The organism is Streptomyces sp. NPDC008092 (assembly GCF_042957285.1).
Classification (GTDB): Bacteria; Actinomycetota; Actinomycetes; order Streptomycetales; family Streptomycetaceae; genus Streptomyces.
Genome location: NZ_JBIBHY010000008.1, coordinates 1 through 14782 on the forward strand (window position 1 = coordinate 1; position 14782 = coordinate 14782).

14 protein-coding genes are annotated in these 14782 nt (G+C 71.3%); 3 read left to right on the forward strand and 11 right to left on the reverse strand.

Going from position 1 to position 14782, the window contains the following annotated elements; translation table 11 throughout:
• Positions 1-629 precede the first annotated feature (629 nt).
• Entirely contained in the window at positions 630-1694 is a 1065-nt protein-coding gene (trpS, locus tag ACFZB3_RS25625; RefSeq protein ID WP_391378906.1) for a tryptophan--tRNA ligase, read from the forward strand.
• A 169-nt stretch (positions 1695-1863) separates the two neighbouring features.
• On the opposite strand, the gene proC is transcribed toward trpS, so the two are convergent.
• From proC to ACFZB3_RS25660, 7 genes are all read right to left on the reverse strand, one after another.
• On the reverse strand, positions 1864-2676 hold the full coding sequence (gene proC, locus ACFZB3_RS25630; RefSeq protein WP_351496982.1) for a pyrroline-5-carboxylate reductase: 813 nt from the start codon (positions 2674-2676) through the stop codon (positions 1864-1866).
• Between the two features lie 106 nt (positions 2677-2782).
• On the reverse strand, positions 2783-3574 hold the full coding sequence (locus ACFZB3_RS25635) for an ABC transporter permease (RefSeq protein ID WP_391378909.1): 792 nt from the start codon (positions 3572-3574) through the stop codon (positions 2783-2785).
• Positions 3571-4374, reverse strand: a complete 804-nt coding sequence (locus tag ACFZB3_RS25640) for an ATP-binding cassette domain-containing protein (RefSeq protein ID WP_391379773.1) — start codon at positions 4372-4374, stop codon at positions 3571-3573. The genes ACFZB3_RS25635 and ACFZB3_RS25640 overlap by 4 nt, the downstream gene beginning before the upstream one ends.
• Before the next feature lie 288 nt (positions 4375-4662).
• Positions 4663-5490: a methyltransferase domain-containing protein gene (locus ACFZB3_RS25645; protein ID WP_391378911.1), complete on the reverse strand. Its 828-nt coding sequence runs from the start codon at positions 5488-5490 to the stop codon at positions 4663-4665.
• A 133-nt stretch (positions 5491-5623) separates the two neighbouring features.
• A complete protein-coding gene (locus ACFZB3_RS25650) occupies positions 5624-6130 on the reverse strand; it encodes an EamA/RhaT family transporter (RefSeq protein ID WP_391378913.1) in 507 nt (168 codons plus the stop codon).
• A gap of 56 nt (positions 6131-6186) precedes the next feature.
• Entirely contained in the window at positions 6187-6468 is a 282-nt protein-coding gene (locus ACFZB3_RS25655) for an SH3 domain-containing protein (protein ID WP_391378915.1), read from the reverse strand.
• Between the two features lie 76 nt (positions 6469-6544).
• A complete protein-coding gene (locus ACFZB3_RS25660; RefSeq protein WP_391378917.1) occupies positions 6545-6871 on the reverse strand; it encodes an SH3 domain-containing protein in 327 nt (108 codons plus the stop codon).
• Positions 6872-7051: 180 nt separating this feature from the next.
• Between ACFZB3_RS25660 and ACFZB3_RS25665 the strand changes: the two genes are divergently transcribed.
• Positions 7052-9193, forward strand: a complete 2142-nt coding sequence (locus ACFZB3_RS25665) for a PQQ-binding-like beta-propeller repeat protein (protein WP_391378919.1) — start codon at positions 7052-7054, stop codon at positions 9191-9193.
• A gap of 61 nt (positions 9194-9254) precedes the next feature.
• On the opposite strand, the gene ilvD is transcribed toward ACFZB3_RS25665, so the two are convergent.
• The 4 genes from ilvD to ACFZB3_RS25685 all read right to left on the reverse strand — a co-directional run bounded on the left by ilvD (position 9255) and on the right by ACFZB3_RS25685 (position 13738).
• Complete coding sequence (gene ilvD, locus ACFZB3_RS25670; protein WP_391378921.1) at positions 9255-11108, reverse strand: dihydroxy-acid dehydratase; 1854 nt, start codon at positions 11106-11108, stop codon at positions 9255-9257.
• Between the two features lie 145 nt (positions 11109-11253).
• Positions 11254-11877, reverse strand: coding sequence for a TetR family transcriptional regulator (locus tag ACFZB3_RS25675; protein WP_391378923.1), 624 nt, complete (start codon positions 11875-11877; stop codon positions 11254-11256).
• A complete protein-coding gene (locus ACFZB3_RS25680; protein ID WP_391378925.1) occupies positions 11874-12704 on the reverse strand; it encodes a TIM barrel protein in 831 nt (276 codons plus the stop codon). The genes ACFZB3_RS25675 and ACFZB3_RS25680 overlap by 4 nt, the downstream gene beginning before the upstream one ends.
• 101 nt (positions 12705-12805) lie before the next feature.
• Entirely contained in the window at positions 12806-13738 is a 933-nt protein-coding gene (locus ACFZB3_RS25685) for a Ppx/GppA family phosphatase (RefSeq protein WP_391378927.1), read from the reverse strand.
• An 80-nt stretch (positions 13739-13818) separates the two neighbouring features.
• On the opposite strand from ACFZB3_RS25685, the gene ACFZB3_RS25690 reads away from it, so the two are divergent.
• Positions 13819-14676 (forward strand): hypothetical protein, encoded by an 858-nt coding sequence (locus ACFZB3_RS25690; protein ID WP_391378930.1) that lies wholly within the window; start codon positions 13819-13821, stop codon positions 14674-14676.
• The last annotated feature ends 106 nt before the right edge of the window (positions 14677-14782 follow it).

A 14782-nucleotide genomic window follows, 5' to 3' on the forward strand; every position in this document is an offset into this window, starting at 1 on the left:
CACCCTCTCGGGCTTTCCTCCGGGCTTCCCTTCGGTCTTGCGTTTCCGACTCTATCAGATCTTTTCTCGACCCGATTTCCTCGGTGCTTTCCAGGCTTCCGCTCTCGCGTTTCCCTTTCCGGCCGTTCCGACTCTATCAGATCCTTTCGGCGTCTGATTCCCAGTCAGCGGGTTTGTCTTCCCGGCCGTTGGGCCGTTCCGACGAGTGAGACTTTAGCGGATTCCCAGCCTCCGAGCTAATCGGGGGCCGCGTCCTTTCGAACGTGGATTCCTCATTCCGCAAATACGCACACAGAAGCATCCGACGACGTGTCGCCGATTGCTGGTAGGTACTTGCGAAGTGGCTGTCCGGGGACCGACCGGGGTCGGCGCTCACGTCGGACAACTCGGAGAACACTACGTATCCGGTTGGGGCGTGTCAACTTGCCGTGGGACGGCACCCCGGCGGCGTATGGTGGACGGCATGACTACGCGTACGTGTACCCAGCAGTGGTGGCCCGCCTGACGGCGGCCGCGCTCACGTACGTATTCAACGGCCGCCGCTTCGGCGGCCGTTCGCGTATCTCCCTCCAGAACCTCTGAGGGCCGGCCGCCGGGGGCGGCGGTCTCGACCAGGAGGTGGAGAGGGAATGACACGGGTCTTCAGCGGGATCAAGCCGACCGGGCACCTGACACTGGGGAACTACCTCGGAGCCATGCGGCAGTGGGCCGCGGTGGACCAGCACCAGGCCGACGCCCTGTTCTGCGTCGTCGATCTGCACGGGATGACCGTGGACCACGATCCCGCCCGGCTGCGCAGGCTCACCCGGCAGGCGGCGACGCTGCTGCTGGCTGCGGGGCTGGATCCGGAGCTGTGCACCGTCTTCGTGCAGAGCCATGTCGACGAGCACACCCGGCTGTCGTACGTCATGGAGTGCGTGGCGACCGACGGTGAGATGCGGCGGATGATCCAGTACAAGGAGAAGGTCGCGAGCGAGGGGGCGCGCGGGCGGGGGGTGCGGCTGTCCCTGCTGACGTATCCGGCGCTGATGGCGGCGGACATCCTGGCGTACGGGGCGGACGAGGTGCCGGTCGGGGACGACCAGTCGCAGCACGTGGAGCTGACGCGGGATCTGGCGGTGCGGTTCAACCAGCGGTACGGGCACACGTTCGTGGTGCCGAAGGCGACCGTGCCGACGGTGGCGGCGCGGGTGATGAACCTGCAGGATCCGACGTCGAAGATGGGGAAGAGCGACGACTCCGGACCCGGGATCGTCTATCTGCTCGACGAGCCGGACGTGATCCGGAAGAAGGTCATGCGGGCCGTGACCGACAGCGGGCGTGAGGTCGTGAACGACCGGGAGGAACGGCCCGGGATCGCGAACCTGCTGGAGATTCTCGCTGCGTGCACGGGTGGGAACCCTGAGTCACTGGCAGCCGTTCACGATTCGTACGGCGCTCTGAAGCAGGCCACCGCGGAGGCGGTCCTGGAGACGCTCAGGCCCGTGCAGGCCAGGCACAAGGAGTTGTGTGCCGATCCGGGATATGTGGAGGGGGTGCTGCGGCATGGGGCGGAGAAGGCTCGGGCGATCGCCCGGCCGATCGTCGATACGGCTTACCGGGCGATCGGGCTGTTGCCGCCGGGCGCCGTCTCGGGCGGGGAGCCGCGCGCGGGCTCGGTGACGGCTGAGCCGGCGTTGAACACCGCGCGGTAGGCCCGGGGGCTGGTGGCGAGGCGCGATGCGAAGTGCCGGCGCATCGTGACCTCGCTGCCGAACCCGGCCCGACGGGCGGTCTCGGGCGGTCGAGGAGCCGGCGGAGCGGCGGCGCGGCGGCGCGGCGGCGCGGCGGCGCGGCGGCGCGGTGACCACCCCCGGCGGACCGTCAGTCCTTCTTGCCGGAGGCGAGTTCGCGGCTGCGGTCGCGGGCGGCTTCGAGGGCGGCGATGAGGGCGGCGCGGACGCCGTGGTTCTCCAGTTCGCGGATGGCGTTGATGGTGGTGCCGGCGGGCGAGGTGACGTTCTCGCGGAGTTTGACGGGGTGTTCGCCGCTGTCGCGGAGCATCACGGCGGCGCCGATCGCGGACTGCACGATGAGGTCGTGGGCCTTGTCGCGGGGCAGGCCGAGCAGGATGCCTGCGTCGGTCATGGCCTCGACCAGGTAGAAGAAGTACGCCGGGCCCGAGCCGGAGAGGGCGGTGCAGGCGTCCTGCTGGGACTCGGGTACCCGGAGGGTCTTGCCGACGGCGCCGAAGATCTCCTCGGCGTGGGTGACATGGGCCTCGGTGGCGTGGGTGCCGGCGGAGATGACGGACATCGCCTCGTCGACGAGGGCGGGGGTGTTCGTCATGACCCGGACGACCGGAGTGCCGGTGGCGAGGCGCTCCTCGAAGAAGGAGGTGGGGATGCCCGCGGCGCCGCTGATGACGAGGCGGTCGGCGGGGAGGTGCGGGGCGAGTTCGTCGAGGAGGGTGCCCATGTCCTGGGGCTTGACCGTGAGGATCAGGGTGTCGGCGGTCTTCGCGGCCTCGGGGTTGGTGACCGGGGTGACTCCGTGGCGGGCGCGGAGTTCTTCGGCCCGTTCGGGGCGGCGGGCGGTGACCAGGAGGTCGGCAGGGGCCCAGCCGGCGCGGATCATTCCGCTGAGCAGGGCTTCGCCGATCTTGCCGGTGCCGAGGACTGCGACTTTCTGACTCATGCGGTTCAGTCTGGCACCGGGGGTCGGGCCGGGGGTCGTCTGTCCGCTGGCCGGACTTCGGCAGTGGGTACCGATGGCGGGCGTCGGTGATGGGCGTCGTTGGTGGCTAGGCCGTCCGTCGCCTCAGGGTGGCTGCTCCGAGGGCCAGGACCAGCAGGGCGCAGCCGGCGACGATCAGGATGTCCCTGACGAAGGTGGCGGTCATGTCGGTGTGGTGGAGGACCTCGTTCATGCCGTCGACGGCATAGGACATGGGGAGGACGTCGGAGACGGCTTCGAGGACGGGGTGCATCTCGGAGCGGGGGGTGAAGAGGCCGCAGAGGAGGAGCTGAGGGAAGATCACCGCGGGCATGAACTGGACCGCCTGGAATTCCGAGGCCGCGAAGGCCGAGACGAAGAGACCGAGGGCCGTGCCGAGCAGGGCGTCGAGCAGGGCGACCAGGAGCAGGAGCCAGGGGGAGCCGGTGACGTCGAGGCCGAGGAGCCAGACGGCCAGGCCGGTGGCGAGGGCCGACTGGATGATCGCCAGGATGCCGAAGGCGAGGGCGTAGCCGGCGATGAGGTCGGCCTTGCCGAGGGGCATGGCGAGCAGGCGTTCGAGGGTGCCGGAGGTGCGTTCGCGGAGGGTGGCGATGGAGGTCACCAGGAACATCGTGATGAGCGGGAAGATGCCGAGGAGCGAGGCGCCGATGTTGTCGAAGGTCGCCGGGCTGCCGTCGAAGACGTAGCGGAGCAGGACCAGCATCAGGCACGGGATGAGGATCAGCAGCGCGATGGTGCGGGGGTCGTGGCGCAGCTGGCGCAGGACGCGGGCGGCGGTGGCGGTGGTGCGGGAGAGGCTCAGGGCGCTGACGGGGATGGCCGCGGTGGTTCCTGTGGTGGCCGGCTGAGTGGTCATCGTGCCGATTCCTTCGTGCGGGAGTTGGCGTTGGCTTCGTCGACGAGGTGGAGGAAGGCGGCCTCGACGGTGTCGGAGCCGGTGCGGGTGCGCAGGGCCTCGGGAGTGTCGTCGGCGAGGATCTCGCCCTCGCGCATGAGGAGGAGGCGGTGGCAGCGCTCGGCCTCGTCCATGACGTGGGAGGAGATGAGGAGGGTGGCGCCGCGGCTGGCGGCGATGGAGTGGAAGAGGCTCCAGAGGTCGCGGCGCAGGACGGGGTCGAGGCCGACGGTGGGTTCGTCGAGGACGAGGAGTTCGGGGCTGCCGAGCAGGGCGACGGCGAGGGAGACGCGGTTGCGCTGGCCGCCGGAGAGGTTGCCGGCGAGGGCGTCGGCGTGGTGGGCGAGGTCGACTTCGCCGAGGACGCGGTCGACGTCGGCGCGGCGTGCGGGGGTGGGGCGGGTGGGGTCGAGGATCGCGCCGAAGTAGTCGAGGTTCTGGCGGATGGTCAGGTCGTCGTAGACGGAGGCGGCCTGGGTGACGTAGCCGATGCGGGTGCGCAGGGAGGGGTGGCCGGCGGGGCGGCCGAGGACGTTCAGGGTGCCGGTGACCTTGGCCTGGGTACCGACGACGGCGCGCATCAGGGTGGACTTGCCGCATCCGGAGGGGCCGAGGAGGCCGGTGATCTGACCGCGCGGGACGGTGAAGTCGAGGCCGCGCAGGACGGTACGGGGGCCGCGGACCGCGGTGAGGCCGGCGGCCTGGACGGCGGGGGGGCAGGGCTGGGTTGCCGGGGGCCTCGGGCGGCTCCGGCGAGTAATTCACCATGTGATGAATAATGCGTGGGTGGGGGTGAGGCGTCAAGGGGCGAGGCGGTGGCCCGGGGCAGGGGCCCGGGGGGGGTGGGGTCGCTTACCGGCGCTGGCCGGGTGCCTCCCCCAGCCTTCGGCCGGGGGGACCCCAGCGCCCACCCGTGCCGCCCTGCGGCACGCCTGCCCGCAGCTGGGGAGCTGTGTGAAGCGCCCCGTCGGGGGCGCGGGGAATTGTGCGACCAGCCCCCACCGGTCCGCGGTCGCATCGCTGCCGCGGGCCGGTGTTGTCGGCGGCGCTCAGGTGTTGAGGGCGACGAGGAGGAGGACGTCGTACGTCTCCTCGACGACGCCGTCGGGGAAGATCCTCAGGAGGTGGGCGCGTTCCTCGGCGAGGAAGTCGGTGCGGCGGGTCTCGGAGGTGACGAGGAACGCCGAGTGGCTGCCGATGTTGGCGAGGTGGGTGTCGACCGGGACGCGGCGGCTCCAGCGGACCTGGCGGCGGGCGAAGCGGAGCCGGCCGCTGGGGTCGGCGAGATCGGTGCGGTCGGCCCCCTTGCTCTGCTCGGTCGCGTTGTCGATGCCGAAGAAGCGGCTGATGCGGTCGGAGGCGTCGGCGATCCAGTCGACGTCGAGTGCGCTGGTGTTCCACCACAGCGCCAGCGCCCCGCCGGGACGCAGCACGCGCAGTGCCTCCGGCACGGCACGGGCCGGGTCGGTCCAGTGCCAGGCCTGGGCGTAGGTGAGGAAGTCGGCGGTGGCGTCGGCGAGCGGGAGGGCGTTGCCGTTGCCGCGGACGATCGGGATGCCGGGGCGGGTGGCGTGGAACTGCGCCGCCATGCCCTCCCCCGGCTCCACCGCGACCACGTCGGCGCCGCGCGCGTGCAGGAGGGCGGTCGCGATGCCGGTGCCCGCGCCGACGTCGACCACCCGGGCGCCCGTGAGGGAGCGGCCGGCCTCCTCCTCGACGGCGTCCAGGAGAGCGGGCGGGTAGGAGGGGCGGTTCGCGGCGTACTGGGCCGCGGCGGCGTTGAAGGAGCGCGCGCGTGCGGCGTGGGAGGGGGCGGGGGTCAGGTTCGGGCCGGGGCTCGGGTTGCGGGGGTGTGACTGCGACTGGCCTGTGGTCATGCGGCCATGGTCCCGGGGGGTGGGGCGGGAGCGACAGAGGTTTCCGGGGGGGTGGGCTGGAGCCGGCGCGTCGGCTACGGCATCCGCGCTTCCGCGCCGCGACCGTGCCTGGGCCGCGGCCTCCGCCTCGGCGTCAGCGCTTCCGCTTCTTCTTCGACGGGTTGCCCGAGCGGCGGGTGGTGCGGTGTTCGTGTTCCTGGACGGCGGTGTCGTACTCGGCGCGGTGGAGCTTCTCGCCGGGGGCCTCGGCGAGGGAGCGGAAGAAGTAGGCGAGGAGCGAGCCGACGAAGCCGATGGCGAGGAGGCCGCGCAGGGAGGCCTGGCGTTCCGGGTCGGGGCGCTTGCCGAAGGACTCCCAGGTGTTGCGGAAGGCCAGCGCGCTGCAGATGGCGAACATCGCGACGACGAGGACGGTCACGAAGGAGCCGGTCTCGGCGAGCTGGACGCCCTCGTAGGCGAGGCGCAGCACCAGGCAGGAGACGACGGCCGCGGCGAGCGAGCCCACGGCCACGCCGATCCGGCGGGCGGTGTAGCCGTCGTCGTGGTTCACCCAGGACGTGCCGAAGAAACGGAGGGGCTCGGGGCGGGGTCCGCCGGTGGAGCCCGCGGGGGTGTCCGGGGTGCCTGGTTCGTCGCTCACGGGACGATTATGGCGCCGGGCGCCCGCGGGCTCCGGGTCGGGTCGGACCGGTCGGGTCAGGCGCAGCGGTCGGCTACGTAGCCGTCGCTGCCCGTGTTGACGTAGGCGTCCGAGACGAATTCGCCGTTGTCGATGTTGTCCCAGATGTTCGACGTGCCGTAGTAGCCGGACACCGACGTACCCGGCGTCTGGCAGAAGATCGGGACCCTGGTGTTCTCGGGGAGGGTCCGGGTGATGCTGTAGCTGGTGCCCGGGCCGCTGCGGACGTTCAGGCGGATGTCCGGGGCGACCGGATACGTCGAGACGGCGGCGGCGACCGAAGCCGACCCCAGAACCATGAGAAAGGCTCCGGCGGAGCCTGCGAGAAGGACGGAAGCGCGTCTTAAGGGTGTCATCCCAGTCCTCCTGGACCGGTCAGGAGCAGCGGTCGGCCACGTAGCCGTCGCTGCCGGTGTGGACGTAGGCGTCTGACACGAACTCGCCGTTGCTGATGTTGTCCCAGATGTTCGACGTGCCGTAGTAGCCGGACACCGAGGTGCCGGGCGTCTGGCAGTAGATCGGGACCTTGGCACCCTCGGGGAGGGTGCGGGTGATGTCGTAGCTGGTGCCCGGGCCGCTGCGGACGTTCAGGCGGACGCCCGGGGCGACCGAGTAGTAGCGAACGGTGGTCGCTGCCGCCAGCGTCGTGGCGGCTTCTTCCTCGCCACCGCTTTCGGCTTCCTGCACGTGATCGACAGACATGTACTGCTCCCCCCACTGGACCCATGAGTTCCATGGAGTCCCGTTGATTCCCCTCATTCGAGCCACGAAACACATGTCCGTAACTCGCACGCGGAGGCTAGCAAGCCGCCTCTGTCTCGTACGAGTCATCGACTAGGCTCCGTGCGTCGCGCTCCGCGGAAACAGCACGGGGGTGGTCCCTTGACGCCACAGCGCAACACCGGAGCGGGCGCGGAAGCGGAACTTCCCGAGTACGCCGGGCACTACCGCCTGGAGTCGTGCCTCGGCTCCGGTGGCATGGGCGTGGTGCACCTCGCCCGCAGCACCTCGGGGCTGAAGCTCGCGGTGAAGGTCGTGCACGCCCAGTACGCCACGGACCGTGAGTTCAGGGGCCGTTTCCGGCAGGAAGTGGCCGCCGCGCGCAAGGTCAGCGGTGCCTTCACCGCACCCGTCGTGGACGCCGACCCCGAGGCCGAGCGGCCCTGGATGGCCACCCTCTTCATCCCCGGCCCGACCCTCTCCGAGCACGTGAAGCGGAACGGGCCGATGCCGCCTGCCCAGTTGCGCAGGCTGATGGCCGGACTGGCCGAGGCGTTGCGCGACATTCACAGGGTCGGCGTGGTGCATCGAGATCTGAAGCCGAGCAACGTGCTGCTCGCCGAGGACGGTCCCAAGGTCATCGACTTCGGTATCTCCCGGCCGAAAGACAGCGAACTGCGGACCGAGACCGGGAAATTGATCGGGACACCGCCGTTCATGGCGCCGGAGCAGTTCCGGCGGCCGCGTGAAGTAGGGCCCGCCGCCGACATCTTCGCGCTCGGGTCGGTGTTGGTGCACGCGGCGACGGGGCAGGGACCGTTCGACTCCGACAGTCCGTATGTCGTCGCCTACCAGGTCGTGCACGACGAGCCCGACCTGACCGGCGTACCGGAGGAGCTCGCTCCGGTGGTGCTGCGCTGCCTCGCCAAGGATCCCGAGGACCGGCCGACGCCCGACGAACTGATGCGGGAACTGCGGTCGTTGTCCGCGTCGTACGACACACAGGCGTTCATACCGGCGCAGCGGGCCACTGTCGGTGACGGCCCCGGCGGCGCCGCGAAACCGGAGCCGCAGCAGGAGACGGAGGAGAAGCCCCCGAAGGGTGAGGAGCCGCAGCAGCCGGGCAGAACTCGGCTCGGCAGACGAATCGCCTTGGCCACGGGTGCCGTGGTCCTCGCCCTCGGTGTGGTCGCAGCCTTGGTCGAGTGGGGCGCCGGGGGCACCCCGCAGCCGCAGGTGAGCAACCCGAGGACGACGGCCGCCGCCTTCTCCGCCTGGCAGGCGAAGCCCGTCGCCAAGGGCGCGACCACTCCCCAATGCGCCTTCGGCGAGGGGAGGTTGTTCTGTGCCGAGGCGTCGATGGCGTTCGCCCTGGACCCGGTGACGGGTGACGTGCTCTGGCGGCACGCCGTCGCGAACGCCCACTGGAACCGGCCCCCGGTTCTCTCCGGCGGACTCCTCCAGCTCGTCACGGACGGGGCCCGGCAGGTGACCGCGCTCGACCCGGACTCTGGAAAGAGCCGATGGCAGCGCGACCTGCCCGCCAACATCGGGATGAAGTACGCCGGCGACATGCTCCTGCTCACGGGCGCGGACGGCACGGTCACCGGAGTGGACAGCGCCACCGGCACCACCAGGTGGAGCCGGCCGACAGGGGTGCACGGCACGGCGCGGATCGACTTCTTCCCCGCGACTCCGTCCTCGGCATACGTGACCAGTACGTCCGCGGGCGGGACCAGCACGCAGGTCACCGTCCTGGATCCGGCCACCGGAGACGTACGGGGAGACGCCCGGTTGCAGGGAGTGCTGAAGCCGGTCGGCGCACAGGACGGGACGGTGTTCCTGCTGTCCACCGATCCGGTCTACGGCGACGCCGACGCCGTGGTCCGCTACGCACCGGAGTCCGGGAACACCCGGCGGGTCAAACTGCCCGTACCGCGTGAGGACGCACAGGCCGGGGTGCACGGCGGCGTGGTCTATGTGCTGGCCGCCACCGGATCGCTGGACGCCGTCGACATGACGGCGGGCAGGCGCACGTGGCATGCGGAGACCTCGGTCAGCCGGGGCTCGGCGCCCGTCGCCGACGACCGGCGCGTGTACTTCTCGGCTGCCGACGGCCGGCTCATGGCCGTCGACACGCGCAGCGGAGCGGTCGCCGGACAGACCCCGGCCCGCTTCGGAACGGCCTCGGGCAGCGTCACCACCTCGGTGCCCGCCCCCCTGCTCCTCGACGGCCACATCTACGCCGCCGCCCCCGACGGCACCGTCTTCGCCGTGGACGCGGCGGACCCCGCGGGCTGGTGACGACCGGCGAAGGGGCCGCCTCCCGTGCGGGAGGCGGCCCCTTCGGGGTTCACGGTGTGGCTCAGCCCAGCTTCGAGACGTCGCGCACCGCGCCCTTGTCGGCGCTGGTGGCCATCGCGGCGTACGCGCGCAGGGCCGCGGAGACCTTGCGTTCGCGGTTCTTCGGGGCGTACACGCCGTTCAGGGCCTGCTCGCGGCGGGACAGCTCGGCCTCGTCGACGAGGAGCTCGATCGTGCGGTTCGGGATGTCGATGCGGATGCGGTCGCCGTCCTCGACGAGGGCGATGGTGCCGCCGGAGGCCGCCTCCGGGGAGGCGTGGCCGATGGACAGGCCCGAGGTGCCGCCGGAGAAGCGGCCGTCGGTGATCAGCGCGCAGGACTTGCCGAGGCCGCGGCCCTTGAGGAAGGACGTCGGGTAGAGCATCTCCTGCATGCCGGGGCCGCCCTTGGGACCCTCGTAGCGGATCACGACCACGTCGCCGTCCGTGACCTGCTTGTTGAGGATCTTCTCGACGGCCTCCTCCTGGGACTCGCAGACGACCGCGGGGCCCTCGAAGGTCCAGATCGACTCGTCGACGCCGGCCGTCTTGACCACGCAGCCGTCGACGGCGAGGTTGCCCTTGAGGACCGCGAGGCCGCCGTCCTTGGAGTAGGCGTGCTCGACGCTGCGGATGCAGCCTTCCGCCGCGTCCTCGTCCAGGGCCTCCCAGCGCTCGGACTGGGAGAACGCCTCGGCGGAGCGGACGCAGCCGGGGGCCGCGTGCCACAGTTCGACCGCCTCGGGGGACGGGGAGCCGGCGCGCACGTCCCACGTCTTCAGCCAGTCCCCGAGGGACGGGCTGTGGACGGAGTGCACGTCCTCGTTGAGGAGGCCGCCGCGGTGCAGTTCGCCGAGGAGGGCGGGGATGCCGCCGGCCCGGTGCACGTCCTCCATGTAGTAGGTGCGGGTCTTCGCGACGTTCGGGGCGACCTTGGCCAGGCAGGGGACCCGGCGCGAGACCTCGTTGATCTCCTCCAGGCCGAAGGGGACGCCCGCCTCCTGGGCGGCGGCCAGCAGGTGGAGGATCGTGTTGGTGGAGCCGCCCATCGCGATGTCGAGCGCCATGGCGTTCTCGAACGCGGCGAAGGTCGCGATGTTGAGCGGCAGGACCGTGTCGTCGTCCTGCTCGTAGTAGCGGCGGGTGAGGTCCATGACCGTGCGGGCCGCGTCGACGTACAGCTGCTTGCGGGCCGTGTGGGTGGCCAGGACCGAGCCGTTGCCGGGGAGGGAGAGGCCGATCGCCTCGGTCAGGCAGTTCATCGAGTTGGCGGTGAACATGCCGGAGCAGGAGCCGCAGGTCGGACAGGCGTTCTCCTCGATCTTGAGGACGTCCTCGTCGGAGACGTTCTCGTTCGCCGCCTCGACCATCGCGTCGATCAGGTCGAGGGTGCGGACCGTGCCGTCCACGAGGGTCGCCCGGCCGGCCTCCATGGGGCCGCCGGAGACGAAGACCGTCGGGATGTTCAGGCGCAGGGCGGCCATGAGCATGCCCGGGGTGATCTTGTCGCAGTTGGAGATGCAGACCAGGGCGTCGGCGCAGTGCGCCTCGACCATGTACTCCACGCTGTCCGCGATCAGGTCGCGGGAGGGCAGGGAGTACAGCATGCCGCCGTGGCCCATCGCGATGCCGTCGTCGACGGCGATGGTGTTGAACTCGCGCGGGATGCCGCCCGCCTCCTTGATCGCCTCGGAGACGATCCGGCCGACCGGCTGGAGGTGGGTGTGGCCCGGCACGAACTCCGTGAAGGAGTTCGCGACGGCGATGATCGGCTTCCGGCCGATGTCCGCGCCGGGTACACCGGAGGCGCGCATAAGGGCGCGGGCGCCCGCCATGTTGCGGCCGTGGGTGACTGTGCGGGACCTCAGCTCGGGCATCGTCGCTCGCTCCTTCAGACAGGTAGGGCTCCTAACGAGCGTACGCCCGTTGTTCAGGCCTCGGGACGAGGTGTCCGGAATGCGGGATGCGCGTCTCGCACGGCCGGGCTCACGGCCCGGTCGGACGCCCCTGCACCGCCAGGGTTCACGGCCCGGTCAGATGCCCCTGCACGACCGGGGCGATCCTGGCCACGATCTGCTCCAGGTCCGCGGAGGCCAGCGGCTCCACCTTGATCACGTAGCGCAGCATCGCGCACCCCACCAGCTGCGCCGCGGCCAACTCGGCGCGCAGCTCCCCGTCGGGGTGGTCGACCTGCTCCGCGAGCCGGCGCAGCAGCTGGGCGGCGATCAGGCGGCGGAAGACGGCGGCGGCCGTCTCGTTGTTCACGGCCGAGCGGACGATCGCGAGGAGGGGCGTACGGGTGGTGGGGTTCTCCCAGATGCCGAAGATGAACCGCGTCAGCCGCTCGCCGACGCCGTCCAGCGGGCCGTCCGCGATGGCGACGGGCGCGTTGGCGGCCGGGGCGAAGGCGACCGCGATGGCGGCCTCGAAGATCTGTTCCTTGGTGCCGAAGTAGTGGTGGACCAGGGCGGAGTCGACCCCGGCGGCCTTGGCGATGGCACGTACGGACGTCTTCTCGTAGCCGTGTTCGGAGAACTCCTCGCGGGCGGTGACGAGGATCCGGTCCCGGGTGTCGGCCGACTCGGTACGCGGGGGGCGGCCGCGGCGGCGGGCGCCCGTGCCGTCTCCGGCGGGGGTGTCCGTCATCGGCGGGGCACCTTCACCGCCGAGGCCAGGTGCAGCCGGGTGAAGGCGAGGGCCTCCGCCAGGTCGGCCTCGCGCTCCGCGCCGGACATCGCGCGCCGGGTGTTGACCTCGATGACGACGTGCCCGTCGAAGCCGGTGACCGCGAGCCGCTCCAGCAGCTCGGCGCAGGGCTGGGTGCCGCGGCCGGGCACCAGGTGCTCGTCCTTGGCGGAGCCGCGGCCGTCGGCGAGGTGGACGTGGCCGAGCCGGCCGCCCATGCGGTCGAGCATGGCGAGCGCGTCGGTGCGGGACGTCGCGGCATGGCTGAGGTCGATCGTGAAGTGCCGGTAGTCGTCCTTGGTGACGTCCCAGTCGGGGGCGTAGGCCAGCATCTCGCGGTCCCGGTAGCGCCACGGGTACATGTTCTCCACCGCGAACCGCACGTCCGTCTCGTTCGCCATGCGCCAGATCCCCTCGACGAAGTCGCGGGCGTACTGGCGCTGCCAGCGGAACGGGGGGTGGACGACGACCGTGCTCGCGCCCAGCTTCTCGGCGGCGGCCCGGGCCCGCTGGAGCTTGACCCAGGGGTCGGTGGACCAGACCCGCTGGGTGATCAGCAGACAGGGCGCGTGAACGGCGAGGATCGGGATGCGGTGGTAGTCGCTCAGCCGGCGCAGCGCCTCGATGTCCTGGCTGACCGGGTCGGTCCACACCATGACCTCGACGCCGTCGTAGCCGAGGCGTGCGGCGATCTCGAAGGCCGTCGCCGTCGACTCCGGGTAGACGGAGGCCGTGGAGAGCGCGACCTTCGCATCCGGGATGCGGACGACGTCCCTTGGGTTTGCCACGAGGGACAGGTTACGGGGTGGGGGTGGGTGGGCAGGGGGCGCCTGCTCGCCGTTGTGACCGGGGTCGCGTCGGCGGGCACGGCACCGTCGCCCCTGCGTCGCTACGCCGATCCCATGTGATCGAGGCGCCGCAGGATCACGCCCTCCCTCAGCGCCCACGGGCACACCTCCAGGTTCTCCACCTCCAGGAGGTCCATCGCCGCCTCCGCCACCAGCGCGCCCGCCACCAGCTGGCCCGACCGGCCCTCCGATACGCCCGGGAGCGCGGAGCGCTGGGCCGTGGTCATGGCCGCCAGCCTCGGGACCCAGGCCTGCAGCGAGCCCCGCTTGAGCTCGCGCTGGACGTAGAGGCCGTCGGCGGAGCGGGCCGCGCCGGCGATGCGGGCCAGCTGCTTGAAGGTCTTGGACGTGGCGACCACGTGGTCGGGGGCGCCGAAGCGGCTGAACTCGCCGACGGTACGGGCGATCTCGGCGCGTACATGACGGCGCAGTGCCCGTATCTCGTCGGAGGACGGCGGGTCGCCGGGGAGCCAGCCCGCGGTGAGCCGGCCGGCGCCGAGCGGCAGCGAGACGGCCGTGTCGGGCTCCTCGTCGATGCCGTAGGCGATCTCCAGGGAGCCCCCGCCGATGTCCAGGACCAGCAGTTTCCCGGCGGACCAGCCGAACCAGCGGCGGACCGCGAGGAAGGTCAGCCGGGCCTCCTCGGCGCCGGTGAGAACCTGGAGCTCGACACCGGTCTCGGCCTTCACGCGCGCGAGGACGTCGTCGGCGTTGGTGGCCTCCCGCACGGCGGAGGTGGCGAACGGCAGCAGGTCCTCGACGCCCTTGTCCTCGGCGGCCTGCAGGGCGTCCTGGACGACACCGACCAGTTTCTCGACGCCGTCGGGGCCGATCGCCCCGTTGCCGTCGAGGAGTTGGGCGAGGCGCAACTCCGCCTTGTGCGAGTGCGCCGGCAGCGGGCGCGCGCCGGGGTGCGCATCCACCACCAGCAGATGCACCGTGTTAGATCCCACGTCGAGGACACCGAGTCTCATGTACGGAACTGTACGGAACACTGCTGCCAGCGGGCCCTGAGCAGTCCCCGGAGTGGCCTTCGGCGACTTACCCTGGACGGGTGCCAAAGACGAAAAAGACGAAGGACCACAAGGCCGCCAAATCAGCCGCCGGTTCTTCGCGGGCGAATCCGCCGAAGCAGTCGAAGACGCCGAAGAAGGCCCTCGCGGCGGACGAGAAGGGTCTCGACTTCGCGCGCGCATGGGTCGAGTTCCCGGATCCGGCCGACGACGAGCAGGTGTTCCGCTGTGATCTGACCTGGCTGACCTCGCGCTGGAACTGCATCTTCGGCAGCGGCTGCCAGGGCATCCAGGCGGGCCGCGCGGACGACGGCTGCTGCACCCTGGGCGCGCACTTCTCCGACGAGGACGACGAGAAGCGGGTCGCCGGGCATGTGGCCAGGCTCACGCCGGAGATCTGGCAGCACCACGCCGAGGGCACCCGCGACGGCTGGGTCTCGGAGGACGAGGAGGGCTCCCGCCAGACCCGCCCGTTCAACGGTTCGTGCATCTTCCAGAACCGGCCCGGCTTCGCGGGCGGCGCGGGCTGCTCGCTGCACATCCTGGCGCTGCGGGAGGGCCGCGAGCCGCTGGAGACCAAGCCGGACGTCTGCTGGCAGCTCCCGGTCCGCCGGACGTACGACTGGATCGACCGCCCAGACGACACCCGGGTCCTCCAGGTCTCGATCGGCGAGTACGACCGCAGGGGCTGGGGCCCGGGCGGCCACGACCTGCACTGGTGGTGCACCTCGGCGACCTCGGCGCACGGCGCGGGCGACCCGGTGTACGTCTCGTACCGGGCGGAACTGACCGAGCTCATGGGCAAGGCGGGCTACGACCGCCTGGCAGAACTCTGCGAGGAACGCCTCGCTTCCCACCTGCCGCTGCTGGCACCGCATCCGGCGGATCCGGTCGAGTAACGCCGACTGCAGCGCCCCGTCAGGGGCGCGGGGAACTGCGCGACCAGCCACGACGGCGCCGCACCCGCCGACGCACCACACCCGCAACGGCGGGCAGCGCGCCCGC

Coding starts and splice junctions, on each gene's coding strand:
- ACFZB3_RS25685 (WP_391378927.1), bottom strand. CDS start 13,738: ATGAGACTCGGTGTCCTCGACGTGGGATCTAACACGGTGCATCTGCTG.
- ACFZB3_RS25635 (WP_391378909.1), bottom strand. CDS start 3,574: ATGACCACTCAGCCGGCCACCACAGGAACCACCGCGGCCATCCCCGTC.
- ACFZB3_RS25675 (WP_391378923.1), bottom strand. CDS start 11,877: ATGACGGACACCCCCGCCGGAGACGGCACGGGCGCCCGCCGCCGCGGC.
- proC (WP_351496982.1), bottom strand. CDS start 2,676: ATGAGTCAGAAAGTCGCAGTCCTCGGCACCGGCAAGATCGGCGAAGCC.
- ACFZB3_RS25655 (WP_391378915.1), bottom strand. CDS start 6,468: ATGGTTCTGGGGTCGGCTTCGGTCGCCGCCGCCGTCTCGACGTATCCG.
- ilvD (WP_391378921.1), bottom strand. CDS start 11,108: ATGCCCGAGCTGAGGTCCCGCACAGTCACCCACGGCCGCAACATGGCG.
- ACFZB3_RS25645 (WP_391378911.1), bottom strand. CDS start 5,490: ATGACCACAGGCCAGTCGCAGTCACACCCCCGCAACCCGAGCCCCGGC.
- trpS (WP_391378906.1), top strand. CDS start 630: ATGACACGGGTCTTCAGCGGGATCAAGCCGACCGGGCACCTGACACTG.
- ACFZB3_RS25660 (WP_391378917.1), bottom strand. CDS start 6,871: ATGTCTGTCGATCACGTGCAGGAAGCCGAAAGCGGTGGCGAGGAAGAA.